The following is a 24,300-nucleotide window of genomic DNA, read 5'->3' on the forward strand; positions in this document are numbered from 1 at the left end:
ATTAGGGTGGTATCGCGGGTAAACCCGTCCCTACTTTATAGGGACGGGTTTTTTGTGTGCTTTAAAATATTCAAAGGAGTGATTGTATATGGAAAAAGTAGATGTAAAAGAATCAGCTGTAGGAAGAGAAATGCGAATTCGCAAACAGTGGAACGAACAAAATATTTTCGAACAATCAATTCAGAATCGAGAAGGCGCACAGTCTTTCGTATTTTATGAAGGACCACCAACGGCGAACGGACTACCGCATGTAGGTCATGCACTTGGACGAACAATTAAAGACTTAGTAGCAAGATATAAAACGATGGCTGGTTATAAAGTGTTAAGAAAAGCAGGATGGGATACACATGGTTTACCTGTAGAATTAGGCGTTGAGAAGCAACTTGGTATTTCTGGTAAACATGAGATCGAAGAATATGGCATTGAACCATTTATTCAAAAGTGTAAAGAGAGTGTTTTCACATATGAGAAGCAGTGGCGCGAATTCACTGAAAGTATTGGTTATTGGGTAGATATGGATGATCCATATGTAACTTTAAAGAATCCATATATCGAAAGTGTATGGCATATTTTGGGGACAATTCATGAAAAAGGATTGTTATATAAAGGACATAGAGTTTCACCATACTGCCCAAGCTGCCAAACCTCATTGAGCTCACATGAGGTTGCGCAAGGGTATAAAACAGTAAAAGATTTAAGTGCAACTGTGAAGTTTAAAGTGAAAGATAGTGAAAATGAGTATTTCTTAGGTTGGACAACGACACCTTGGACACTTCCAGCAAACGTTGCGCTTGCTGTCCATCCAAATATGGAATACGTTAAAGCAAAACAAGAAAGTCATGTATACATTGTTGCGAAAGAACGTGTACAAGAAGTATTAAAAGAGAACTATGAAGTATTATCTGTTCATAAAGGCGAAGAATTATTAAACACATCTTATACAGCGCCATTTCCGATGAAAGAAGTTACAAATGGTTACCGCGTTATTGCAGCAGATTTTGTAACGGGAGATAGTGGTACAGGACTTGTTCATATTGCTCCAGCATATGGAGAGGACGATTATAGAGTTGTTCAAAGTGAAGGATTGTCATTCTTGCACGTTGTAGATGAAAAAGGTGAGTATACAGAGGCAGTACCATTTTTGAAAGGGAAATTTGTAAAAGATTGTGACGTGGATATCGTTCGTTATTTAGCGAAGGAAGGTTTACTGTATCATAAAGAAAAATATGAACATAGCTATCCGCATTGCTGGCGTTGTGATTCACCACTACTTTATTATGCAGGAGAAAGTTGGTTAATCCGAACAACTGCAATTAAAGATACATTTTTACAAAATAATGATTCTGTTACTTGGTATCCGGATCATATGAAACATGGGCGCTTTGGTAAGTTTTTAGAAAATATGGTGGACTGGAATATTAGCCGAAATAGATATTGGGGAACGCCATTGAATGTATGGGAATGTGAAAGTTGTGATCATCAGTTCGCACCGAAAAGCATTGCCGAATTAAGAAAGCATAGTACGAAAGAAACACCAGAAGATTTGGAATTGCATAAGCCTTATGTAGATGAAGTGCAAGTCTGCTGCGGGAAATGCGGAGGCACAATGAATCGTACACCAGAAGTGATTGATGTTTGGTTTGATAGTGGTTCTATGCCATTTGCACAATATCATTACCCATTTGAAAATAAAGAGTTATTTGAAGAGCAGTTTCCAGCGGATGTTATTGCAGAAGGAATTGATCAAACACGCGGCTGGTTTTATAGTTTATTAGCAGTATCAGCACTATATACAGGAAAAGTACCGTATAAACGAGTGTTATCACTAGGGCATGTTTTAGATGAAGAAGGGCAGAAAATGTCTAAAAGCAAAGGAAATGCACTAGATCCAGTTGATTTAGTAGATAAATTTGGTGCAGATGCGCTAAGATGGGCTTTACTTGTTGATAGTGCCCCGTGGAATGCGAAGCGTTTTTCTGAAAGAACAGTACTGGAAGCGAAATCTAAATTTGTAGATACATTAGTCAATGTGTATAGCTTCTACGTTTTATATGCAAATTTAGATGAGTATAATCCGAAAGAAACGTATGATGTAAAGCTTACGAAATTAGACGAATGGGTATTATCAAGATTGCATAGTACAACGAAAAAAGTGAGAACTGCACTTGATGATTATCAATTTACGAATGCAGCTCGTGAAATTGCAGCACTTGTAGATGAAGTGAGTAACTGGTATGTAAGACGCTCACGTAATCGTTTCTGGGAATCTGGTATGAACGCTGAGAAAGCAGCTGCGTATGAGACACTTCATGAAGTGCTTGTAACAATTAGTAAATTAATTGCACCATTTACACCGTTTGTCGCGGAAGACATTCATCTAAATTTAGAAGGAAGCAGCGTTCATTTAGCCGATTATCCAGTTGTAAATGAATCACTACTTCAACCAAAATTAGAAGCGGAAATGGATGCTGTTTTACAAGTTGTTGAACTTGGAAGAAGTAACCGTAATCAGCATTCTTTAAAAGTAAAACAGCCGCTAGCAGAACTTGTATTACTTGAGCATAACGAGAATGATATGGATTGGGAATCTTATCGTGATATCGTTATGGATGAGTTAAATGTAAAAGCGTTCCATGTTGAACTCGATGAAACAAAATACACATCATATCAATTGAAGCTTAATTTTAAAACAGCGGGGCCAAAATTCGGTAAAAATGTGAATGCAGTGAATGGTTGGCTAAAACAATTATCACAAGAAGAAGTACAAAACTTTGTATCAACAGGAAGAGCAGTTTACGAAGCAACACCAGAAGGAGAAGTAGTTGTAACAGGTGAAGATGTGTTAGTTGAGAAAGTTGCAAAATCAGGATTCTCTAATACGACTAACGGACAATATACAGTTATGTTAGATACGAATGTAACGGAAGAATTGTTACAAGAAGGAGTAGCGCGTGAATTCATTCGTGCGGTTCAAGAATACCGTAAACAGTTGAATTTACCAGTTAATTTACGAGTCGATATTATTCTTGATACAGAAGAAGAACTACAGCGAACGTTAACGAACCATAAAGATTTATTGGAAGAAAACTTACTCGTTAAACAATTTACATTTGGTCACTTAACGAACGAAGATGATGAACTTTCTTTAGGTGAAACAAAACTTAGAATTAAATTAAGTGCAGCTAATTAAAGAAAAAAGGAAGTTGGAATGATTCCAACTTCCTTTTTTGTATGGAGGTAAATTAACTAGCTAATTTCCTCATAATCCATTCGATAGGTCCTCTAGAAAATTTCTTTCTCCATAATACGCTAAACAAAATACTGAAAATGAAAAATGCAGTAGCAAATAATAAAACGAAAAGTAGTGTTTGATGTTCCATTCTATTGAATAGAATTAATGTCCCAATTCCGATAAATACATGACTTACATAATGAGTTAATGTTAATTGACCTGTTTGTATAATGGAAGTAACAAACCAATTTTTTTCATATTTTTCAGTGATATAGAGGCAAAGTATTAATATAGTAATAGCGGATCCTGTAGCAGATAAAATATATAATAGATTTGGTAAAATGGGTCCTGTATTAAACAAAAATGTAGCAGCTTCTTTGCCAATGTGTGGAATGAAGTAGTACGTGAGCCCTTTTGATAAAAGTTCTATCAGTACGGTGAATGTTATACCGAGCAAGAGCAACCTATCTCTAATCTTTTTATTATAAAGATCTAATCTGCCAATTATCATACCGATTAAGAAGAACGAAAACCAAGGGAAAAAAGGGTGATAACCATTAAAGAATAGATTGCGAAGAAAACCGTTTACTGTCCAGAAGTCTACATAGTTTATAAATGGAGTAGGGCCTCCCCAACCTTCGAAAGCATTGAAAGTAAGCTGAAGCGATTGTGCCAAGAGTAGGATAATAATAGATAACAAGAGCAATGTTTTTTTTTGTACTGTAATGAGTAATGCAGCAGCGAAAAGGTAAACACCGTAGTAGTGTAATATATCCCCAGTCCACTCCATTAAGTATAAAAGTAATCCTAAAATAAATAAGAATAGTGCCCGTTTCCAGATGATTTTTCGGCTATTAGAAATTTTTGTTTTTTCATTGCTAGCAACGGAGGATCTAGTCATTAAAGATATGCCAATTCCAGCAAGTATAACAAACAAGGCAGAAGCTCTACCTTCAAAAAGTGACATAAAAGTTATTAAAAATGAGGGGCCATTTCCTTCAGCACCAGTTATAACCATAAAATTAACAAGCAGCATACCAAACATCGCCAAAGCTCTAGCAAAATCTAAGCCGATAATTCGTTTTTTAGTATTCAATTCAATCCCTTCTTTCAAAAATGCTGTTTACAGCTTCCATCCATATTTGTTTATAATCTATATCCACATGTAACATCATAAAATTCCCGACATTATCAAGCACTAATGCTAACATATGAGCTTTTGAAACTAGATTTTTATTTTCAATCAATTGAAGCTCATTTGCTTTTGTAAGGAGTGATTCAAATCCTTGTAAATATTCTGTTTGCACAGTTAGTAATCGATCTTTGTACATATCATTTCTTGAAGACAGTAATACATATTCTTGCAACACACGATTAAAATAAGGATCGTTCTGCTGTTCATCAATTATTTTGAATCCAATTTCAATGCATTTCTCAATAAAATTTTCTTTCGTAAACTCTCCTGTATGGAAGAAGGAAGAAAACTGCATCGCAGCACATAATTCTGTGAAAATACATTCGATTAATGCATCTTTAGATTTAAAGTAATAATAAATGGACGGTTTAGCAATTCCGACTTCTTCAGCAATCATAGAATAGGTCGTTTTAGTAATGCCATGTCCGGCAAACAGTCGATAGCTTGCTTCCATAATTGAAGAGAGTGTTTCTTCACTTTTGCTCATAATAAAGCCTCCTACAAAAAGGTTATATAAAATCGTATCATTCATAAATATTTTTTTCAACCTACCGTTAGGTAAAAAATATCCTGTTTTTACAAAGTAATTTAAAAAGGTTAAGAGTTATGGAAATACTTTAGAAATATATTTCTAAAGTATTGTGTTCACTTTACACATAAATATTGAGAAAATTTCACTTACCCTAAATGGAAAGGTAATAGAAGTGTTCATAGAGAATTACTCGTAGATTCAATTTTTATCCCCCCATTTTGTGGGGAATGATTGCCGAGTGGTAATGGGATAAGGTTGAGCTACTTTATTAGGGGGAGTGGTTCTATGTTTAATAAAAAAATGGTGGCAATGGCAATGACCGTGCCGTTAGTAATGGGGACGATTTCTACGGTTTCGGCATTGGAAAAACAACAGCAAGTAAAGTTAGAAGCTTATTCGCCACAGAAAAAAGCAACTGAATATTTAAAAGAAAATGCTGCGCAGTATGGATTGAAAACAGACCTTTCAGACTTGCAATATATTTCTACAACAGAAACGTCAGTAGCTTCATATGTTAGGTTCCAACAAGTTGTTAATGGCGCACCTGTATTTTCAAAACAAATAACAGTTACGCTTAACGGAGAGGGAAAGGGAGTACTCGCTGTTTCTGATTATCAGCCTGTTACAGGTGTGAAGGAAGTAACGACAAAAATTAGTGAAAAAGATGCAATACAAAAATCAATGGCGTATGTTGGAGAAGCAAGTGAGCAAAATTTATGGGCTCCTACAGATAAAGAGTTCGGATATATTGTTGAAGAAGGAATTGCTCGTCCAGTATATAAAGTTGTAGTCCATTCTAATAATCCATTTGGTGCATGGGAAACATTTATTGATGCAGAAAATGGAAAGTTAATTAAAAAGGTTGATATAAACCGAAAAGCTGAAGGGTCAGGAAAAGTATTTTTACCTAACCCAGTCGTATCTAGCGGTAGTAAAGTAGGCTTAAAAGATAATAACGATGCAGATTCAACAGCTCTAACGAACCAACTGAAAACTGTTACGTTAAAAGGTTTAGATGGAACAGGATTTTTAATTGGAGAATATGTAACGATTTCTTCAAAAGCGAAAACAAAATCTACGAATTTACAATTTAACTATACACGCGCAAATGATAGCTTTGAAGATGTTATGTCGTACTATCATATTGACACATTGCAACGTTACATTCAAAGTCTAGGTTTTAAAAATATTAATAACCGTTCGATAAAAGTGAATGTTAATGGTACAACTGATGATAACTCATTCTATTCTCCATCAACAAAAGCTTTGACTTTCGGTACTGGCGGTGTTGATGATGCAGAAGATGCTGGTATTATCGCACATGAATATGGGCATTCGATTCAAGATAACCAAGTTCCTGGCTTTGGTAGTTCAGCAGAAGGTGGAGCGATGGGAGAAGGATTTGGCGACTTCCTAGGTGCTACATATGAAGATGCAGTATCGACTACTGGATATGGTAAAGCATGTGTTGGAGAATGGGATGCGACAGCTTATTCTAGTTCAGATCCAACATGCTTACGCCGATTAGATACGAATAAAGTATATCCGAAAGATATAACGAATGAAGTGCATGATGATGGTGAAATTTGGGCTCAAGGCCAATACGAAATGGCACAAGCTTTTGGCCGTGATGTAGCAACAAAAATCATTTTACAATCACACTGGTCATTAACACCAAACTCTAAATTCAGTGATGGAGCGAAAGCGATTAAGCAAGCGGATGCTCTTTTATATGGCGGACAACATGCTGCTGATATCGATCGCATTTGGGCAGCGAGAGGCATTAGTACGAATTAATATAAAAAGTCGTGGCATTATAAGCCACGACTTTTTAATTTGCTTAAGAACTGGTACTAGTAAATAAAGCTATATCAATGATAGTGTGAATATATCCGTATCCCATTTACTTTTTGGCTTCTTTAAAAACAAAATGCTCTTTAAATTTTCTAGATTCAATTTTTTGACCATTTCGCATCGATCGGAATGGGTGTTCTTGCCATGTAATAATAACATCAACTTCATCTGCTTTTGTAGCAACGGGTAAATTAGCGTGTTCAAATCCAGTTTTTCCACTTGCCAAACGACTTTCCTTTAGGGAAAAGAGTTCATATTTCGTTTTCTTATTTGGTTCGTTGCGGAATACTTCGACGTTTACATTATATACTTCACTATTCCCGACATTCTTTACTGAAAAATGATATGTTTGAAATTCATCTTTTTTAGCTTGAAGCATATTCTTGTTTGTTTTTTTCGGTTTATCAATATTCACTTGCCATCGATCAGAGTTTTGAGAGATTGGTAAAGATTTTGGTGAATAGGCATACGTTTCGTTTACTACAATTAAGCAAAACAAAAGGAGAAAGAAACTAATTGCTTTTTGCATAAACACACCTCGCTTTAAAATTTTTATTAATATGCGTAAATGAATTAGTTTTTATGTAAAAATTGGAAAATATTAAAGGTGTAATTTTGGATTTAATACATAAGAATATGTATTACAAAATTAACTTTTCACACTTTAGAAGAAGTTAGGAGTTATAAAACCAGAATGTTTCAAAAAAAGCTTGCGTTTTATAAGGTAAGGAGTTAGAATACTCTGTAAATATAAAAAGTGATGATCAGGAAAAGTACATGGTGCAAAGGTCTACAGAGAGCAGCCGGTTGCTGGGAAGGTTGCGATACCGCATGATGGAAAGACACCTGTGAGTGTTGCTTTGAACGTGATTATTAGTAAAAGCAAACGGTACCTACCGTTATCAGGGCTAAGATGGTCAATATGACAATTTGGGTGGTACCGCGGAAAAAATCCGTCCCTATTTATAGGGGCGGATTTTTGTATTCTTTGAAAGGGGGTGAGTGACCGTGGATGATGACGATGACAACAATAACGTAAATAAATATAAAATTACTGGAGGGAAAAATAATGGATTCAATAATGAAGCGTTCACTCACAAAAGAATGTACAAAGAAAAGCGGAAAGGTTGTATTACTTCAAGGATGGGTAAAAAAGATTCGACATCTTGGAAATGTTAGTTTTTTATTATTACGGGACAGAACAGGAGTAATTCAATGTGTATTAGAAAATGAATTGGCCGGATATAAAGTTGATGTAGAAAGTGTTGTCCATGTAATCGGTGAAACAGTCGAGACGTCGAAAACAGAATTGGGTGTTGAAGTACTTGCTCATGAAGTGAAAGTAATAAACGGTGCAGAGCCACTTCCATTTGAAATAAATAAAAAGAAGTTACAAGTTGGCTTAGATCAACTACTTAATGAGCGAGTAATATCATTAAGGCATGAGCGAACCGCAGCGATTTTTAAAGTGAAATCTACACTCGTTCAGAGCTTTAGTGAATTTCTTATAGAGAACGATTTCACACGGATCTTTACGCCGAAAATTGTTTCGCAAGGGGCAGAAGGAGGAGCAAATGTTTTTAAGCTTCCATACTTCCAAAAAGAAGCTTATTTAGCACAATCACCACAGTTTTATAAGCAAATGATGGTGGCAGGTGGGTTAGAACGAGTTTTTGAAATTGCACCTGTATATAGAGCGGAACATCATAATTCTTCCCGTCATTTGAATGAATATATATCGTTAGACGTAGAACTTGGTTTTATTCATGATTTTTATGAAGTGATGCAACTAGAAACGGATGTTTTACGATATATGTTTCAACAAGTAGCGAAAAAATGTGAAATAGAACTACAACTATTACAAATAGAAGTACCTGTTATTACTGAAATACCTAAAATTACATTGTTAGAAGCACAAGAAATTTTGAAAAGTAAGTATCGTAAAGAATCTCCTGTAGGGGATTTAGATACAGAAGGTGAAAAGTTACTAGGGAAATATGTAAAGGAAACATATAATAGTGAATTTGTTTTCATTACACATTATCCGAAAGAAGCGAGACCGATGTATACGATGCAAAATAAAGAGAATCCAGCTATTACTGATTCATTCGACTTATTATATAAAGGGCTAGAAATAACGTCAGGGGCACAGCGAATTCATAATTATGAATTGTTACTCGCTTCGTTTAAAGAAAAAGGATTACATCCAGAGAAATTTCAATCTTATTTAAATACATTCCGATATGGTTGTCCACCACATGGAGGTTTCGGAATTGGGTTAGAAAGGATTGTATATAAACTATTAGAATTAACAAATGTACGAGAGGCTAGTGCTTTTCCGAGAGATTGTACTCGTCTTATACCATAAAAAGAATCTTTGCGATTATCGCGAAGATTTTTTTTTAGTTCGTTTGAAAAGATGAAAATATAGACTCTTTCTTTTGCTAATAAGCTTAGTAAAAGTGAGTTATCAATATGAACCATTTCGACAAAAAATCAATATACCCCTTGACAGTTACAAATATAACCGATATACTTCATATTAATTTCAAAAGAAAATATATTCTAAATATTACAATGTGTTGAATAGGAGTAGTAAGGTCATGTATTTGTACAGAGAGCTATGGGTTGGTGTGACATAGTCAAATGACATCCTGAACTCGCCTAGGAGCAGTAAGGTGGAACGGAATTACATTCTTAGTAAATCTTAACGGTTAACCTTCGATATTAGGTTTGTAATCAAACGATTACTACTAAGGTGGATTCATAATGGAATCAATAAGGGTGGTACCGCGTTAAGTAAATGGCTTAGCGTCTCTTTATATAGAGATGCTAGGCCATTTTTTATTATATGGAAGAAGAAATGGAGGGTTTATTTGAATAGGTTTATAAGATTTGTTTATTTATATAAAAAGATTTAATTAGGAGGAAAATGAGATGAAACAGACGGAGCAATGGACTTCGAAATTAGGTTTTATAATGGCAGCAGCCGGATCAGCAATTGGACTTGGTGCGATATGGAAGTTTCCTTATATCGCTGGGAAGAGTGGGGGAGGAGCGTTCTTTTTAATCTTTATATTATTTACTGTTTTAATTGGACTACCGCTACTTATAGCTGAATTTATGATTGGACGCAGTACGCAGAAACAAGCAGTTGGAGCATTTAAAAGCATCGCACCAAATACAGGATGGCACTGGATCGGACGCCTTGGCGTTGGAACGTGTTTTATACTACTTTCGTTTTATAGTGTTGTAGGTGGATGGGTATTAATTTATTTATTCAGAGGAATAACAGGACAACTAATTACTCCAGGACAAAATTACGGTGCGTTATTTACTGAAACAATTGGGAATCCCGCTTGGGCTATTATGGGACATTTCGCTTTTATGTTCATTACGATATGGGTTGTATCAAAAGGTGTACAAAATGGAATTGAAAAAGCAAGTAAATATATGTTGCCATCATTGTTCGTTTTATTTGTCGCTCTTATTATTCGTTCGTTAACACTTGATGACGCAATGAAAGGTGTGAAGTTTTTCTTACAACCAGATTTCTCAAAGATTACTTCGGAAAGTATTTTGTTCGCAATGGGGCAATCATTCTTTGCGATTAGTATCGGAATTTCAATTATGGTTACCTATAGTTCCTATTTAAATAAAAAAGAAAGTTTACCAAAATCAGCAATAACAATTGTTGGATTGAATTTATTTGTTTCTTTATTTGCGGGTCTTGCTATTTTTCCGGCTGTATTTTCATTAGGAATGGAGCCAACAGAAGGACCTGGATTACTATTTATCGTATTACCATCTGTATTTAGTCAAATTCCATTCGGTGGATTTTTCTTAACAGTATTTCTTGCACTATTTACATTTGCGACATTAACATCGGCATTTTCTCTGCTAGAGACAGTTGTTTCAGCATTAGCAAATGGTGAACAAGAAAGAAGAACGAAACTATCATGGATGATTGGTTTTGGTATTTTCTTAGTAGGTATACCATCTGCGTTATCATTTGGAGTATGGAGTGATATTACGATTTTTGGAAAGAATATTTTTGATGCAGTAGACTTTTTATCTAGTAATATATTAATGCCACTTGGTGCACTATTTATTAGTATTTTCGTTTCATTCAAAATGGAGAAGAAGGTACTAGAAGCGGAGTTTTTTGTAGGTGGAAATTATGGAAAGAAAGTATTTACTTGTTGGGCATTTTTACTTCGATTTGTAGCACCACTTGCAATAATTATCGTCTTCTTAAATGTAATAGGGATTATTTAACATTAAATGTTATAATATTCAGTAAAAAGAGAGGGTGATGATCATAAAGGCAAATTTGATAGAAGCAGGGAAATACATGAATATTAGAGGGAAAAAGCTATACGTTGAAACGCATGGAAATCCTAAAAATAAGCCAGTCTTATACTTGCATGGTGGACCAGGAGAGAGTTGTTATGATTTTTCATTTCATCAAGCGGAACGTTTAAAAGGTTCTCTATATGTAATTATGATAGATCAAAGAGGTGTTTGTCGCTCAGAAGAAATTACTGAAGACGAAGCTTTTGGATTAAATGATTTGATTGAAGACTGTGAGGAATTAAAAAAAGTATTACAAATTGAGAAGTGGTCTATAATTGGACATTCTTTCGGTGGATATGTAGCATTGCTTTATGCGTCGATATATCCAAGTTCAATAGAGAAAATAATATTTGAAGGACCAACTTTTGATTTTGCATTAACAAGTAGGGCTTTGTTGCAAAAGACAGGGCATTTATTAAAAAAGTATGGAAAAGAAGAAGTAGCAAAAGAGTGCTTTGCTTATTCATTTAGCGATGCTAGTTCAGAAGAGTTGTTAGAAGCTTATATAAGATTAAGCGCTGAATTAGAAGAAAAAAGAATGGAGATTTACAATAATAAGGAAGATAGGACAGATGAGAGTTTATACAGTGATGAAGAGTAGGAAATATTTTCAAATCGCTCCAAAATTCACTTTGATAGATTAAAATTAGAGGGAGCATGTCATACATCATTATTATCAAAAATAAAAGATGTACAAAATCTAATGTTATTAATAGTAGGAAAACATGATGTAGTAACGTGTGAAGAACAAATTAAAACATTTAATAAAGATGCCCGAAACGGCAAGTATATCGTATTTGAAGAGAGCGGTCATTCACCTCATTATGAGGAAGCAGATAGATTTGCAGAAACAGTCATACATTTTTTGAAATGAAGAAAAGGGTGCTTCTATAAATGAGAGGCACCCTTTCTAAATTTCTGGATATGTGATTGTGATGTTAGGCCACTTACTTTGCCAATTCTTTTTTATAACTCTGTTTTTGTACATATGTAATCGTTCTTTTGATTCAAGAAAATGAGCTGTTGGTCTCACTTGTAAAGAAAGGACATCTCCAATACCACATGGGGCTGTTAAGATAACGTTGTTTAGTTCATCAAGTGTAACTCCTAAAGCCGTTGCTGTTTCAGGGAATTTAGAAATAGCATTAACAGAAGAAGAATATGGTGGCATATTATTCACTACATGCATACGAGCTTGATTTTTTACAGACCAAGGGATAGTAGCATCAATATTCATTAATTTCGTTTCTAATGATTGTTCGTATATCTCATCTTGATGTAGACTATCATAATAAATCACATCAACATCAGGCATAGCCGTTTTAGCTTCATAGTCATGTAAAGTATCCCAAATTTTAGAACGAACAAATCCGGCACAAATCCACCAATCAGGTAGCTCTAGTGATTTTGCCATTTGTAATACATTCATCATCCATTCGTCGTTTTCTATTAAGCGAATGATATCTTGCTCTGTTTGTATAGTCATTTGTTATCTCACCTGCTTTTTTAGAGAGTGAATTAATTCATAAGCTTTATAATCCATGTGATCCAGTAAGCACCTGGTATGAATAACAGTTGAGCTAGTAATGTACCAAAAAGTCTAGAAATCATTAGCCAAGCATACATTTTGCTCATTGCTTCAGCACCTTCTTCTGATTGAAGAGCTCGCTCTGTTAAAAGAGCAATACGTGGATCTAGTAGTACTGTTAATAAAATAGTAGCAAAACCATTAATAAGACCAGAAGCTGTAGTGGCTTTTGTTGCGAAAGCTGGAATTAAAAAAGAAGCATATAGTGCGGAAAGAACCCCGGCTGTATAAATTGCAGTAGCAAACATGTTAATAAGCATAATACGCTTTGGAATACCACCGATACGCAGTCTATGAATCATTTCTAACTTTGGAAAACGGACATATTTTTTTGTGTACTTTAATTTTTGAATGTTATTCGTTTTCATCATTCGAATGAAAGAACCGTCTGTTTCAAAGTTTTGAATGACATATCCAAATAGTTTTGTCAAAGTTGGATACAGTATAATCGCAAGCAATGTACCGATAGAAGCAGATAATAGTACAAGACGTATAATATGCTCTAAATCAATAGAAGGATCTTGTTTTGCTTCGTCAACAATCCCGCCAAGTAAAAAGGCTTGTAGTAAGTTTGATGTTCTTGAAATGAGTAATACGATTCCTACGACGGATAATGCGACAGCAATCTTCTTTAAACGAACCCCGGCTAATCGAATACTATAAGAGCTTGTTTCAACTGCGTGGATCACAATTGTGAAAGCCATTATAAAAATTAACGTAATTGACATTTGTTTCACCAGTTTCTATTAAAATAATTGTAACTTTTTTACTGTATCATATCTATCGTATTTTGTAACTGAAAGTATGTGACATATGGAAATTGATTTTTCGAAAAAATAGATAATGATAGTATAATAGGGAGAAGTGGAAGAGATGTTAGCACTTATTTATACAGCAAATTAAGTGGAGGAATGAAGCATGTATAAAACATTTCTATTTGATTTAGATGGAACTTTAACGGATCCGAAAGAAGGGATTGTAAACTCGGTTTTATATGCATTAAAAAAAGTAGGAATTGAAGAAGTACATATAAGTGAGTTAGATTCATTTATAGGTCCTCCTATTCAGCAATCATTCATAGAGAGATATAATATGAGTGAAGGAGAGGTTGAACGTGCTGTTTTTTACTTCCGTGAGTATTTAAAGCAGCGTGGATTGTTTGAAAATAATGTATACGAGGGGATTCTGAAGCTCTTGCAACAATTAAAAAGTTCAGGGAATCGCATATTCGTAGCAACTTCAAAGCCCACTGTATTTGCGAAACAAGTTATAGAGCATTTTCAATTAACGAATTATTTCGAAGACATCATTGGAAGTAATTTAGATGGTACGAGAATAAAAAAAGAAGAAATAATTGCTCATATTTTACAAATAAATGAAGAACTAAATAAAGAAGAAATGATAATGATTGGTGATAGAAAGCACGATATAATAGGTGCAAATCAGAATGGAATTGCTTCAATTGGTGTTTTATATGGCTATGGCTGTGAAAAAGAACTGACTGAAGTTAGTGCGACCTACATAGTGAAAGATGTTGAAGAACTGTATCATTTTTGTGTAGAGAAAAATTTAATAAAGCAGTAAATATAGATTCTAGCAATCCCTTTATAACGTATGACGATGAATTCGTTTCTGTTTAAAGGGATTTTTCATATGTAATCGAATAATTATAATTAGACATTTTTAGCATAAAAATTTGTATGAATAAGAGGAGGGATGTCAGAATTAAAAGGTTAGTAGAAATTTATCAATAAAATTTAGAATATTCTGTTTAATGGAGGGGTAAAATTGGAGTTAGTTATTATATTATTAGCACTAAGTTTACTTATGTTCGTAGCATACAGAGGTTTTTCTGTTATTTTATTCGCGCCGATATTTGCATTATTTGCAGTATTTTTGACAGAACCTAGTTATGTATTACCTTTCTTTTCTAATATCTTTATGGAGAAAATGGTTGGATTTATAAAATTATATTTTCCTGTGTTTTTATTAGGAGCAATATTTGGAAAAGTAGTGGAAATGTCAGGAATTGCAGATTCTATCGCAAAAACAATTATTGAGTTAGTTGGTGAAAAACGTACTATATTAGCGATTGTATTAATGGGGGCTATTTTAACGTATAGTGGTGTTAGTGTGTATGTAGTAGTGTTTGCTGTTTATCCGTTCGCAGCTAAGTTGTTTCGACAAGCTAATATTCCAAAGCGTTTAATCCCTGGAACGATTGTTCTTGGAGCAGTAACGTTTACAATGGATGCGTTACCTGGATCACCACAAATTCAAAATGTAATACCTACAACATTTTTTAAAACGGATATTTATGCTGCACCGATACTTGGGATTGTAGGAGCAATTTTTGTTCTTACAGTAGGTTTACTATATTTAGAGAGTAGACGTAAGAAGGCAAAAGCGGCAGGTGAAGGATACTTTGGTTTTAATGATGGAAATACTGAAATGGCAGCATCTTTGCAAGTAGAACAAAAAAATATGACATTAATTAATAACATTGAAATCACAAGAGCACAACAACTTATTGCATTTATACCACTTATTTTAGTAGGTGTAATGAATAAAGTGTTTACTATTATGATACCGAAGTGGTATCCAAGCGGTTTTGATTTTTCTGCAATTGGTATGAAAGCATTTGGAAAAGTAGAATTAAGTGCAGTAGTAGGAATTTGGTCTGTAGAATTGGCACTTATTATAGGGATCTTAACAACGTTATTATTATATTGGAAGCGAGTAGTAACAGGTTTCCAAGCTGGATTGAATACAAGTATTGGTGGAGCGCTACTTGCAACGATGAATACAGGAGCTGAGTTTGGATTCGGTGGTGTCATTGCAGCACTTCCAGGTTTCGCAATTATGAGAGATGGCATCTCTGCTACTTTCACAAATCCGTTAGTGAATGGTGCAGTAACGACGAATATTTTAGCTGGAATTACAGGCTCGGCATCAGGAGGAATGGGAATAGTATTAAGTGCAATGGGAGATAAATTTATTGCAGCGGCCAATCAATTTGATATTCCATTAGAAGTTATGCACCGTATCGTATCAATGGCATCAGGAGGAATGGATACACTACCACATAACGGGGCTATTATTACTATTCTTACAGTAACAGGATTAACACATAAACAGTCATATAAAGATATATTTGCTATTACAATTTTGAAAACGGTTGCTGTATTTTTAGTTATCGCATTCTATACTTTAACAGGACTCTATTAAAAAATTTGAATCGTAAAGATTCATCAAATCGATAATTTATGTTATAAAATATTAATTAGGATAAGAAGGGGTGGGGGACTTGCAAGAGGTTTCCGAGTTTCGTATGCCAAAGTCGGTATTATATGGAAGGAATTCGCTTGAAAAACTGGGAGAACAATCAAAAAAGTTAGGGAAAAGAGCTTTTATAGTTACTGATACAATTATGGAGAAATTAGGATATGTTGAAAAGTGTATGCAACAACTAAATAAGAAAGGCATTACTGTTAGTACATATAATAAAGTGGATGCTGAGCCTACAAATATACACGTATTAGAAGCGTTATCTCTTTGTAAAGAGGAAAAGTGCGATTTTATTATCGGTATTGGTGGTGGAAGTTGTATTGATGCTGCGAAAGCGGTAGCGGTTTTATATACAAATGGTGGAGAAGTTGAGGATTATGTCCAAAAGGATATTAAAATAGAAAACAATCCACTACCACTTATTGCAATTCCAACAACTTCTGGTACTGGATCGGAAGTTACAAGTGTAGCAGTAATTACGAATAAAAAAACAGATGTAAAAATGATGATGAAGCATCCTAGTTTTATACCGAAAGTAGCAATTATAGATCCAGTTTTGACAAGTTCGTTACCCCCACAAATTACGGCAGCAACAGGAATAGATGCGTTATGTCATGCGATTGAAGCGTATATTTCTAAAGTTTCACAACCACTTACAGATGTACTTGCTCTTTCAGCTATTGAAAGTATTATGAAATATTTACGTATAGCATATGAAGATGGATGTAATATGGAGGCAAGAGAAGCGATGATGATTGCTTCCTTACAAGCTGGAATTGCATTTTCTAATGCATCAGTTACATTAGTTCATGGAATGTCAAGGCCAGTGGGAGCATTATTTCATGTACCGCATGGAATATCAAATGCCATACTATTACCTACAGTGTTAGAGTTTACAAAAACAAGTGCAATGAAAAGGTTAGCAAAAATTGGACGTAGTTTAAATAAGGATTTGTATTCGAATTCTGATGAGGAAGTAGCAGACTACACACTTGGTGAAATAAAAAAACTTTGCTTTGATCTTCGTATTCCAAATTTAAAAGAATACGGAATCGATGAAATTGAATTTGAAAATGCTATTTCTAAAATGGCATCAGATGCAATTGAAAGTGGTAGCCCAGCTAATAACCCACGTGTTCCATCATATGATGAAATCAAAGAGCTGTATCGAGAGTGTTTTAATTATAAGTATAAAGAATTTATAAAAACATCAGATTATTAATTTCAGAATATTCTATAAAAATTTCCTTGGAAATGAAAGTAGAATTATTCTTTATTATTTCCATATTTCCGTTAAAACAAGACTTTATATTCCAAACTTAAAGTCTTGTTTTATTATGTATAATATACACAATAAAACGTTGTTATTAGTTTTATAAAAATAGTTTAGGTAGGTGTTTATATGAAAACGATAGGTCTTATAGGTGGCATGAGTTGGGAATCAACTTCTGAATATTATCGAATTATTAATGAAGAAATAAAAGAGAGATTAGGAGGGCTACATTCAGCAAAATGTTTGATTAATAGTGTGGATTTTGAAGAGATTGAACGATGTCAGTCTAGCGGAGATTGGGATGGTGCTGGAGAAATTCTAGGGAATGCGGCATATTCATTACAAAAGGGAGGAGCAGACTTTATAATCATTTGTACAAATACAATGCATAAGGTAGTTGAAAAAATAAAGGAGAAAATTGATATTCCAGTCTTACATATTGCTGATGCAACTGCAAAAGAAATTAAAAGAAAAGACATTCAAAAGGTTGGTCTGCTTGGAACTAAATATACAATGGAGCAAGATTTCTATAAGTCACGTATTGAAGAGCATGATATAAAAGTAATAGTACCATCAGGAACAAATAGAGAAAAAGTAAACGAAGTAATATATACAGAATTATGTTTAGGAAAAATAGTAGTTCAATCTAGAGAGTATTATAAAAGGGTTATAGAAGAATTAGTACAAGAAGGAGCACAAGGAATTATATTAGGTTGTACGGAAATAGGTTTATTAATAAAGCAAGAAAACATATCAGTCCCGATATTTGATACGACCCATATACATGCAATTGAAGCAGTCAAGGTAGCTTTAGATAAATAGATTATAATTATATTATGTAAACTTAATTCGTATATCTGGAAAACATTCAGAAAATACTTTATAATGTAAGTGGTTACATTTAAGGGGGAATGCGTATGTTTTCAGTTCAACCAATCGCATTTGTACATAATGAAAGAAAGGAAATAAAAGATGATGAGTGGGGAGAAGTAAGATCCCGTATAACTTTAACTGAAATGTATGCAGAAAAAAGTATACAAGGGATTGAAGATTTTTCTCATATTGAAGTTGTTTTTTATTTTCATAAAGTAACTGACGAGCAAATTCAGTATTTTGCTAGACATCCTAGAAATAATAAGGATTATCCTGAAGTAGGTATTTTTGCACAGCGCGGGAAAAATCGTCCGAATCGCATAGGTGTAACAATTGTAAAGGTGATCAAAAGAGAAGGTAAATCAATTATTGTTGAGGGATTAGATGCTATTGATGGCACTCCTATATTGGATATAAAACCAATAATGAAAGAGTTTATGCCGACAGAAGAAATACACCAGCCTAAATGGGCAACGGATATAATGAGACAGTATTGGAAGGGGAATGGAGTAAAATGAGAATATATGAGGCAACAATTGCAGATTTAGATGGACTGGCATCAGTTTTTAATAACTATCGCATGTTTTATAGACAAGATTCTGATTTAGAAGGGGCAAAAGTATTTTTACGAAATCGAATTGAGAGAAAAGAGTCCGTTATTTTCGTAGCAGTTGAAAACGGCGAATATATTGGATTCACGCAACTATATCCATCATTTTCTTCCATTTCAATGAAAGAATTATGGATTTTAAATGATTTATTTGTACAAGCGGCGAAGCGTGGAGCCGGAGCAGGTAAAAAATTATTAGAAGCTGCTAAAGAATACGCATTAGAAAATGGAGCAAAAGGTGTAAAATTGCAAACAGAGATTGATAATTTATCAGCACAACGATTATACGCTGAAAATGGCTATTTGAGAGATAATCGTTATTTCCATTACGAATTAACGTTTTAAAAAATTAAGTTGAAAGAGGCATTTTCAAGAAAAAGAATTTCTTTGTAATGAGAAATTCTTTTTTATTTTTGCCTAAATTAAAAAACATGACAAAAATAAAACGATATTTATTTATTGTTAAACAATAAACGTTATGATAAAATTATGTTGCCATTAAATAAGTGAGGTATTGTAAATGAATCTTAAACGAAGTTCAACAATGTTCTTAAAAGTAATTATTTTTCTTGCTGGAATTTCAGTGCTTGCTTTATGCATACTTTTAGTGCCGGAAATGGCGAATTTCGCAGCAAATTTGTATCCTAATATTGCTCCGATGAAATATCTTGTTTTCATTGTGATGTATGGAGCAGCTGTGCCTTTTTACGTTGCTCTTTATCAGGCTTTCAATCTTTTACAGTACATTGATGAGAACACAGCGTTCTCGGAATTATCAGTAAAGGCGTTAAAGAATATAAAGTGCTGTGCAATTACAATCAGTAGTTTGTATGTATTAAGTTTGCCACTTTTTTATTTTATAGCGAAAAAAATGGACCCTCCTATTGGGTTAGTGGGACTCATTATCGTTTTTGCTTCGCTCGTTATCTCCGTTTTTGCTGCTATCCTCCAACGACTTCTACAAGAGGCAATTAACATAAAATCAGAAAATGATTTGACGGTTTGAGGTGGCGGATATGACAATCATTATTAATATTGACGTCATGTTAGCAAAACGAAAAATGAGTGTAACGGAGCTTTCAGAGAAGGTTGGAATTACGATGGCGAATCTTTCTATTTTGAAAAATGCGAAAGCAAAAGCGGTTCGTTTTTCAACATTAGAAGCGATATGTAAAGCTTTGGAGTGTCAGCCAGGGGATATTTTGGAGTATAAAAACGATGAGAATACTCAATAAAAACAGATAACAAATGTAAATAATAGAAGTCAATAAAGAAGGGATAGCCACTAAGCTATTCCTTCTTTACGTTAATTGCTGTTACTAATAAAAAATATAATTTGAATTGCAATGTTTGCGTATCAAAAGGGAACTTGCTACCTTTTGAGGTGATCCGTTTTGTGGAATACAATTATTTGCCAAAAAGGCTATTTTAACTATGTTTTAAATTATTTCGGGTGAATCAAAATTTTCATTTGTATTATAGTTGATTTAAAACCCAGTTTGTTGCATCTTCAAAGTTATCTGCAATGTAGTTTGGTTCAATATGTGCCCATTTGTCTCGGTACGTATGCAAAGCATCATACCCAGCGCCTGTTCGGACTAGAATCGTAGTCGCATTTACTTTTGCTCCTGCAACAATATCAGTCCAACGATCACCAACTACAGCACATTGTGTTAAATTAAGTCCATGTTTTTTTGCTGCTTTAAGCAGCATGCCTGTACTTGGTTTACGGCATTCACAACCATCACCGTGTTTATGAGGACATACATAAATATCATCAAAACCGAAGCCTTCTAATTCTTGTACAAAATCGGCTACAGTTGCTATTCCATCTGCGATACCGGGTTGATTTGTGAAAGAGAAAATTTTTATATTTTTAGCTTTTAGTTTTTGCAAGGATGTTATTGTGAATGGAAATAATGTAAAAGATCCTGGATAATGTATTGTAGTGTCACCACCAATTGTACCGTCACGATCAATGAAAATTGCTTTAATGTTTGTCATAGTTATAGTCCCTTCACTTTATAAAGTAGTTTAAAAATATTTTACAAATCGGTAGCCATTTACTTCATAACCTAATTTTTTGTAAAAAGGATGAGCTTCTACTCTTTTTGTTCCACTAACTAGCCATGTGCCAATGCAATTATGTTTCTTTGCTAATTGCTCGGCATAATCCATCAAAACTTGTCCAATGCCTTTCCGTCGTATGTTAGAATCAACGCTAATAATTGAAATCTCTCCATAACGTGTTACATCTTCTAAATTTTCACGTATACGAAATCCAAGTAATCCAAATATAGCTTCTTCTTCCTCGTAAACATATAAAAAATCAAACGGACTCATTTGTACGAATTGTAGGCGGTTGTTCATATCTTCATAGGAAATAGAGGAACCTTTTAATTCTTTCGTTAAAGAACAAAGTGCGTCTATATCATCTATCGTTGCTTCACGAATTTGAAAAGACATATTATCAACTCCAATAAAATGTAATCAAACATTTAATATTCTGTTAAAAAATGTTTTTTCCTGCTATGAAAATAAATGTTTTATAATGATATATAGATAGTTATATGTTATTCTTTTCCTTGATTGTATTGGAAATGGAAAGAAGGGGAATGCATGTTAAAAGTAAATATCCGCTCAGCTGGATATGAAATAGGCGAAAAAACAATTCATGATATAGTTTTTTCTATCGAAAAAGGTGAACTAGTTGCTCTTATTGGAGCAAATGGTGCTGGGAAAAGTACGACGATTAAAACGATACTCGGATTACTTGTAAATATGGACGGTGAAATATCATTCGGTGAAAAGAAAAATCCGTATGCATACGTACCAGAACATCCAACATACTATGATTACTTGACGCTCTGGGAACATATTGAATTATTAATGGCAGCTCGTGGAAGTGAAATGGGAAGTTGGGAAGAACGAGCGGAACAATTATTACATACTTTTCGAATGAATAAGCATAAACATGAGTATTTATCAAAGTTTTCAAAAGGCATGAAACAAAAGTCTATGCTAATATTGGCGTTTTTAACTGAGCCAGATTTTTATATCATTGACGAACCTTTTATCGGTTTAGATCCAGTAGCTACGAAAGAGTTTTTAAATTATTTATATAAAGAAAAAGAGCGCGGGGCAGGAATTTTACTTTGTACGCACGTATTAGATACTGCTGAAAAAATTTGTGAAAGATTTTTACTCATTTCACAAGGTACATTAGTCGCAGATGGACATTTAGAATCTATTCAAATATTAGCGGAAATGCCGGGTAGTTCATTATTAGACTGCTTTGATGTAATTGTAAGGCGTGAACAACATGATTAAACAACAATTTTATAAGAGATTACGCCATGAACTCCAGCGGAAATGGAAGTCTATACGTTCGGTAACAGATTGGACAGTCGCATTATATATTATTATTCCAGCACTTATATTTATGGGAATCTATTATCGATCGCTATGGATAAATGAATTATCAACGGAAGAGACGATTTATTTCGGATTAGGATTACTCGCATTTTATCTAGTAACATATCCAAGAGGAGTTCGTTCATTTTTTGAGCAAGCGGATAGTTTATTTTTAATTTCGTATGCAACACATATGCGAAAATTAGTCCAGTATGGCATGATGTACACATTTGTTCGAATAGCGATAACGAATATAATAGTAGTCGTTATTATGTTACCAGTGTTGATGAAAAGTATCGAAGTAACAGAGATACAAGTCCTATTATTTTGGGTATTCTTTACTATATTTCGATTTATGTTGTCGTTGTTAACGAGATTTGTTCATGTACATGTGGGGAAACGATGGGTTTTATGGATTGTAAAAAATGTAGTATTTTCTATGAGCGTGTCCTTTTTTGGAATTAGTTTATTTTTTATTTATAAAAATCCGTTGTATTCAATTCTATTTATCGGTCTAGTAATTTTCTTAAGTAGTGTATTAGTAAAAGAGAAAATGAATTATAAAAAGTTCTTTTTTAAAGAAATCGAGAAAGAAAAGGAGGAAAGCATGCGCTGGACGAGCGGAATTATGCAAGTTGGTGGTCATGCGGCTAAACCGAGTAGTTCGAATAAAAAAACCGTGGATGTTTCCGCGCTCTAAAAGACTTTTAGGGAAAAAAGCTGATTCTCGTATTGTCGAATCTTTTTTGAAAGAATTTTTCCGTACAAGTACTGCACGAATATTTTATATTCAAATTGTATGTATCAGTACTGCAAGTATAATTATGACTCCAAGGTGGATTGCAGCTATTGTTCTCGTATTTGCTGTAGTTGCAATTTCTCGCTATGCACGTGATTATTGGAATGAATTTACGAATAAGATGTTTCTTCGTTTATATTGTGATGAAGGGAAATTACTATTGTTAAGATGGAAGGCAGATCGTTATTTACTACTACCAGCAATACTTTTATATGGAATAGTTATACTTTCACAGTTTTATTTATTGCCAGCTGTGGTAGGCAGCGTTGTTTTTATTTTATTAATTGTATGGATTGTATTTGTACCATTAAAAAAGAGCCAGTGACGGCTCTTTTTCTAGTCTGTAACACATTGATAAATAAAATATACTAAAACGAGTATACTTGCGGCGGAATACATGACATCTAAAGTCATCTGATCGCCTCCTTATTGTTGTTGTATTTTTATTGTATGAAATCTTACAATTTCATATTCAAGTGAAAAATATGTGAACGTTAACAAAATTGTAAAGTGCAAAAATTACAATCATTTTGTATAATAGAAGAAACCACCGTTATATAAAAAATAATGAGTGAAAGGGGAGGGAACATAAATGCCAAATTGGTTTAGAAAAACCTTAGTCGCATTAATTACCGTGTTTACATTTGGTTTAGTGACGCCTCCTTCCATATTACTTGATAATGCCAAAGCTGCGGACAAGCCTACGAGCACAGCTGGGCAACAAAGTTTGGAGAGCACGTCCTATACATATGAAGAAACGAATGACAGGTTAACCACCGATACTTTTATTACTTATGCAATGCAAGAAGCAGAGAAGCAGTCGATGCAAAAGTTTGGTACTAAAATTGGTCCAGTAATTGAAGATGAGTTTAAAGATGTAATATTACCGAAAATTGAAGAGGCAATTGCTGAGCTTGCTAGTGATGTACCAGAAGATTCACTACAATCATTAGCGATTTCTCAAAAACCAGCTGGTGGAAATAATGAGAAGATTTTTCACGTCTACGATACGAAATCTGGAAATGATTTATTGCGTTTCCATGTAAGAAGAGATCATCCACCGCAAGATGGTTATTATTTTAATTTCCATTACCACCGTTTTGATGATGGATACTCTGGACATCATGAGTTAGGAAATATTTATTGGAATACGAATGTACCACCGAAATGGTTGTCTTAAAAAGAACAAGAGAAAATCTTGTTCTTTTTTATTTTTATAGAAGGGACAGACAACTATGTTGTTGAATAACATAGGTTTAGAAAAAAGAAGCAAAGGGAGTATGGGA

Annotated in this window: 21 protein-coding genes, 2 pseudogenes and 3 other annotated features (1 of these 26 running past the window's edge); of the genes and pseudogenes, 16 read left to right on the forward strand and 7 right to left on the reverse strand. The window is 34.0% G+C overall.

Translation table 11 applies throughout. The features are described from left to right. Positions 1-35 (forward strand) — a binding site (T-box leader); it begins 206 nt to the left of the window's first position. A gap of 53 nt (positions 36-88) precedes the next feature. Then, positions 89-3,190 carry an isoleucine--tRNA ligase gene (ileS, locus tag MHH55_RS05080; RefSeq protein WP_000416534.1) on the forward strand — a complete coding sequence of 1,034 codons (3,102 nt, stop codon included), beginning with the start codon at positions 89-91 and terminating at the stop codon, positions 3,188-3,190. A 52-nt stretch (positions 3,191-3,242) separates the two neighbouring features. Here ileS and MHH55_RS05085 read toward each other — a convergent pair whose 3' ends face one another. Both MHH55_RS05085 and MHH55_RS05090 read right to left on the reverse strand, forming a co-directional pair. After that, on the reverse strand, positions 3,243-4,328 hold the full coding sequence (locus MHH55_RS05085) for a DUF418 domain-containing protein (RefSeq protein WP_139362477.1): 1,086 nt from the start codon (positions 4,326-4,328) through the stop codon (positions 3,243-3,245). 1 nt (position 4,329) lies between these two features. Continuing rightward, on the reverse strand, positions 4,330-4,914 hold the full coding sequence (locus MHH55_RS05090; protein WP_078187079.1) for a TetR/AcrR family transcriptional regulator: 585 nt from the start codon (positions 4,912-4,914) through the stop codon (positions 4,330-4,332). Positions 4,915-5,244: 330 nt separating this feature from the next. Between MHH55_RS05090 and MHH55_RS05095 the strand changes: the two genes are divergently transcribed. Continuing rightward, entirely contained in the window at positions 5,245-6,756 is a 1,512-nt protein-coding gene (locus MHH55_RS05095) for a M36 family metallopeptidase (protein ID WP_000482274.1), read from the forward strand. A 106-nt stretch (positions 6,757-6,862) separates the two neighbouring features. Here the strand turns inward: MHH55_RS05095 and MHH55_RS05100 are convergent, their stop codons facing one another. After that, positions 6,863-7,342 carry a hypothetical protein gene (locus MHH55_RS05100; protein WP_075676941.1) on the reverse strand — a complete coding sequence of 160 codons (480 nt, stop codon included), beginning with the start codon at positions 7,340-7,342 and terminating at the stop codon, positions 6,863-6,865. A gap of 222 nt (positions 7,343-7,564) precedes the next feature. After that, positions 7,565-7,777: a binding site (T-box leader), on the forward strand. A 105-nt stretch (positions 7,778-7,882) separates the two neighbouring features. Between MHH55_RS05100 and aspS the strand changes: the two genes are divergently transcribed. From aspS to MHH55_RS05115, 3 genes and pseudogenes are all read left to right on the forward strand, one after another. Further along, on the forward strand, positions 7,883-9,181 hold the full coding sequence (gene aspS / locus MHH55_RS05105; RefSeq protein ID WP_000377334.1) for an aspartate--tRNA(Asn) ligase: 1,299 nt from the start codon (positions 7,883-7,885) through the stop codon (positions 9,179-9,181). Positions 9,182-9,386: 205 nt separating this feature from the next. Continuing rightward, positions 9,387-9,635, forward strand: a binding site (T-box leader). 115 nt (positions 9,636-9,750) lie between these two features. Further along, positions 9,751-11,091, forward strand: a complete 1,341-nt coding sequence (locus tag MHH55_RS05110) for a sodium-dependent transporter (RefSeq protein ID WP_078187078.1) — start codon at positions 9,751-9,753, stop codon at positions 11,089-11,091. Between the two features lie 76 nt (positions 11,092-11,167). Then, positions 11,168-12,043: pseudogene (locus MHH55_RS05115) on the forward strand (alpha/beta fold hydrolase). Between the two features lie 36 nt (positions 12,044-12,079). Here MHH55_RS05115 and MHH55_RS05120 read toward each other — a convergent pair. Together MHH55_RS05120 and MHH55_RS05125 are read right to left on the reverse strand one after the other, a co-directional pair. After that, a complete protein-coding gene (locus MHH55_RS05120) occupies positions 12,080-12,655 on the reverse strand; it encodes a nucleotidyltransferase family protein (protein WP_078187077.1) in 576 nt (191 codons plus the stop codon). A 32-nt stretch (positions 12,656-12,687) separates the two neighbouring features. Beyond that, positions 12,688-13,485, reverse strand: a complete 798-nt coding sequence (locus MHH55_RS05125) for a lipid II flippase Amj family protein (protein ID WP_016081802.1) — start codon at positions 13,483-13,485, stop codon at positions 12,688-12,690. A 190-nt stretch (positions 13,486-13,675) separates the two neighbouring features. On the opposite strand from MHH55_RS05125, the gene MHH55_RS05130 reads away from it, so the two are divergent. The 8 genes from MHH55_RS05130 (at position 13,676) to MHH55_RS05165 (ending at position 20,036) form a co-directional block, all read left to right on the forward strand. Beyond that, positions 13,676-14,341 carry an HAD family hydrolase gene (locus tag MHH55_RS05130; protein WP_078187076.1) on the forward strand — a complete coding sequence of 222 codons (666 nt, stop codon included), beginning with the start codon at positions 13,676-13,678 and terminating at the stop codon, positions 14,339-14,341. A 204-nt stretch (positions 14,342-14,545) separates the two neighbouring features. After that, positions 14,546-15,985 (forward strand): GntP family permease, encoded by a 1,440-nt coding sequence (locus MHH55_RS05135; RefSeq protein ID WP_048656764.1) that lies wholly within the window; start codon positions 14,546-14,548, stop codon positions 15,983-15,985. A 79-nt stretch (positions 15,986-16,064) separates the two neighbouring features. After that, positions 16,065-17,267 carry an iron-containing alcohol dehydrogenase gene (locus tag MHH55_RS05140; protein WP_078187075.1) on the forward strand — a complete coding sequence of 401 codons (1,203 nt, stop codon included), beginning with the start codon at positions 16,065-16,067 and terminating at the stop codon, positions 17,265-17,267. Between the two features lie 180 nt (positions 17,268-17,447). Then, positions 17,448-18,140: an aspartate/glutamate racemase family protein gene (locus tag MHH55_RS05145; RefSeq protein ID WP_078186883.1), complete on the forward strand. Its 693-nt coding sequence runs from the start codon at positions 17,448-17,450 to the stop codon at positions 18,138-18,140. Between the two features lie 95 nt (positions 18,141-18,235). Further along, positions 18,236-18,709 (forward strand): SAM-dependent methyltransferase, encoded by a 474-nt coding sequence (locus MHH55_RS05150; RefSeq protein ID WP_000493257.1) that lies wholly within the window; start codon positions 18,236-18,238, stop codon positions 18,707-18,709. Next, the gene (locus MHH55_RS05155; RefSeq protein ID WP_078186882.1) at positions 18,706-19,146 is read left to right on the forward strand and encodes a GNAT family N-acetyltransferase; all 441 of its coding nucleotides are present in this window, start codon (positions 18,706-18,708) and stop codon (positions 19,144-19,146) included. Before MHH55_RS05150 ends, MHH55_RS05155 begins: the two co-directional genes overlap by 4 nt. 175 nt (positions 19,147-19,321) lie before the next feature. Further along, complete coding sequence (locus tag MHH55_RS05160; RefSeq protein ID WP_078186881.1) at positions 19,322-19,807, forward strand: DUF2975 domain-containing protein; 486 nt, start codon at positions 19,322-19,324, stop codon at positions 19,805-19,807. A gap of 10 nt (positions 19,808-19,817) precedes the next feature. After that, complete coding sequence (locus MHH55_RS05165) at positions 19,818-20,036, forward strand: helix-turn-helix domain-containing protein (protein WP_000152532.1); 219 nt, start codon at positions 19,818-19,820, stop codon at positions 20,034-20,036. 241 nt (positions 20,037-20,277) lie between these two features. Here MHH55_RS05165 and MHH55_RS05170 read toward each other — a convergent pair whose 3' ends face one another. After that, positions 20,278-20,805, reverse strand: coding sequence for an HAD-IIIA family hydrolase (locus MHH55_RS05170; RefSeq protein WP_048656767.1), 528 nt, complete (start codon positions 20,803-20,805; stop codon positions 20,278-20,280). A 30-nt stretch (positions 20,806-20,835) separates the two neighbouring features. Next, positions 20,836-21,267, reverse strand: coding sequence for a GNAT family N-acetyltransferase (locus tag MHH55_RS05175; RefSeq protein ID WP_000009777.1), 432 nt, complete (start codon positions 21,265-21,267; stop codon positions 20,836-20,838). A gap of 153 nt (positions 21,268-21,420) precedes the next feature. Here MHH55_RS05175 and MHH55_RS05180 point away from each other — a divergent pair, with 153 nt between their 5' ends. From MHH55_RS05180 to MHH55_RS05190, 3 genes and pseudogenes are all read left to right on the forward strand, one after another. Next, positions 21,421-22,131, forward strand: a complete 711-nt coding sequence (locus MHH55_RS05180) for an ABC transporter ATP-binding protein (RefSeq protein WP_000921912.1) — start codon at positions 21,421-21,423, stop codon at positions 22,129-22,131. Then, positions 22,124-23,339 (forward strand): annotated as a pseudogene (locus MHH55_RS05185) (ABC transporter permease). Before MHH55_RS05180 ends, MHH55_RS05185 begins: the two are co-directional and overlap by 8 nt. A 267-nt stretch (positions 23,340-23,606) precedes the next feature. Next, positions 23,607-24,194 (forward strand): YpjP family protein, encoded by a 588-nt coding sequence (locus MHH55_RS05190; protein WP_001134421.1) that lies wholly within the window; start codon positions 23,607-23,609, stop codon positions 24,192-24,194. Positions 24,195-24,300: the final 106 nt, after the last annotated feature.

This window comes from Bacillus sp. FSL K6-2944 (assembly GCF_038005385.1).
In the GTDB taxonomy this organism is placed as follows: domain Bacteria; phylum Bacillota; class Bacilli; order Bacillales; family Bacillaceae_G; genus Bacillus_A; species Bacillus_A cereus.

Excerpts from the sequence above, each read along its gene's own strand:
- MHH55_RS05110 (WP_078187078.1), top strand. The coding sequence starts at position 9,751 with ATGAAACAGACGGAGCAATGGACTTCGAAATTAGGTTTTATAATGGCA.
- MHH55_RS05165 (WP_000152532.1), top strand. The coding sequence starts at position 19,818 with ATGACAATCATTATTAATATTGACGTCATGTTAGCAAAACGAAAAATG.
- MHH55_RS05125 (WP_016081802.1), bottom strand. The coding sequence starts at position 13,485 with ATGTCAATTACGTTAATTTTTATAATGGCTTTCACAATTGTGATCCAC.
- MHH55_RS05130 (WP_078187076.1), top strand. The coding sequence starts at position 13,676 with ATGTATAAAACATTTCTATTTGATTTAGATGGAACTTTAACGGATCCG.
- MHH55_RS05180 (WP_000921912.1), top strand. The coding sequence starts at position 21,421 with ATGTTAAAAGTAAATATCCGCTCAGCTGGATATGAAATAGGCGAAAAA.
- MHH55_RS05095 (WP_000482274.1), top strand. The coding sequence starts at position 5,245 with ATGTTTAATAAAAAAATGGTGGCAATGGCAATGACCGTGCCGTTAGTA.
- MHH55_RS05170 (WP_048656767.1), bottom strand. The coding sequence starts at position 20,805 with ATGACAAACATTAAAGCAATTTTCATTGATCGTGACGGTACAATTGGT.
- MHH55_RS05160 (WP_078186881.1), top strand. The coding sequence starts at position 19,322 with ATGAATCTTAAACGAAGTTCAACAATGTTCTTAAAAGTAATTATTTTT.
- ileS (WP_000416534.1), top strand. The coding sequence starts at position 89 with ATGGAAAAAGTAGATGTAAAAGAATCAGCTGTAGGAAGAGAAATGCGA.
- aspS (WP_000377334.1), top strand. The coding sequence starts at position 7,883 with ATGGATTCAATAATGAAGCGTTCACTCACAAAAGAATGTACAAAGAAA.
- MHH55_RS05090 (WP_078187079.1), bottom strand. The coding sequence starts at position 4,914 with ATGAGCAAAAGTGAAGAAACACTCTCTTCAATTATGGAAGCAAGCTAT.
- MHH55_RS05100 (WP_075676941.1), bottom strand. The coding sequence starts at position 7,342 with ATGCAAAAAGCAATTAGTTTCTTTCTCCTTTTGTTTTGCTTAATTGTA.
- MHH55_RS05120 (WP_078187077.1), bottom strand. The coding sequence starts at position 12,655 with ATGACTATACAAACAGAGCAAGATATCATTCGCTTAATAGAAAACGAC.
- MHH55_RS05145 (WP_078186883.1), top strand. The coding sequence starts at position 17,448 with ATGAAAACGATAGGTCTTATAGGTGGCATGAGTTGGGAATCAACTTCT.
- MHH55_RS05155 (WP_078186882.1), top strand. The coding sequence starts at position 18,706 with ATGAGAATATATGAGGCAACAATTGCAGATTTAGATGGACTGGCATCA.
- MHH55_RS05190 (WP_001134421.1), top strand. The coding sequence starts at position 23,607 with ATGCCAAATTGGTTTAGAAAAACCTTAGTCGCATTAATTACCGTGTTT.
- MHH55_RS05175 (WP_000009777.1), bottom strand. The coding sequence starts at position 21,267 with ATGTCTTTTCAAATTCGTGAAGCAACGATAGATGATATAGACGCACTT.
- MHH55_RS05150 (WP_000493257.1), top strand. The coding sequence starts at position 18,236 with ATGTTTTCAGTTCAACCAATCGCATTTGTACATAATGAAAGAAAGGAA.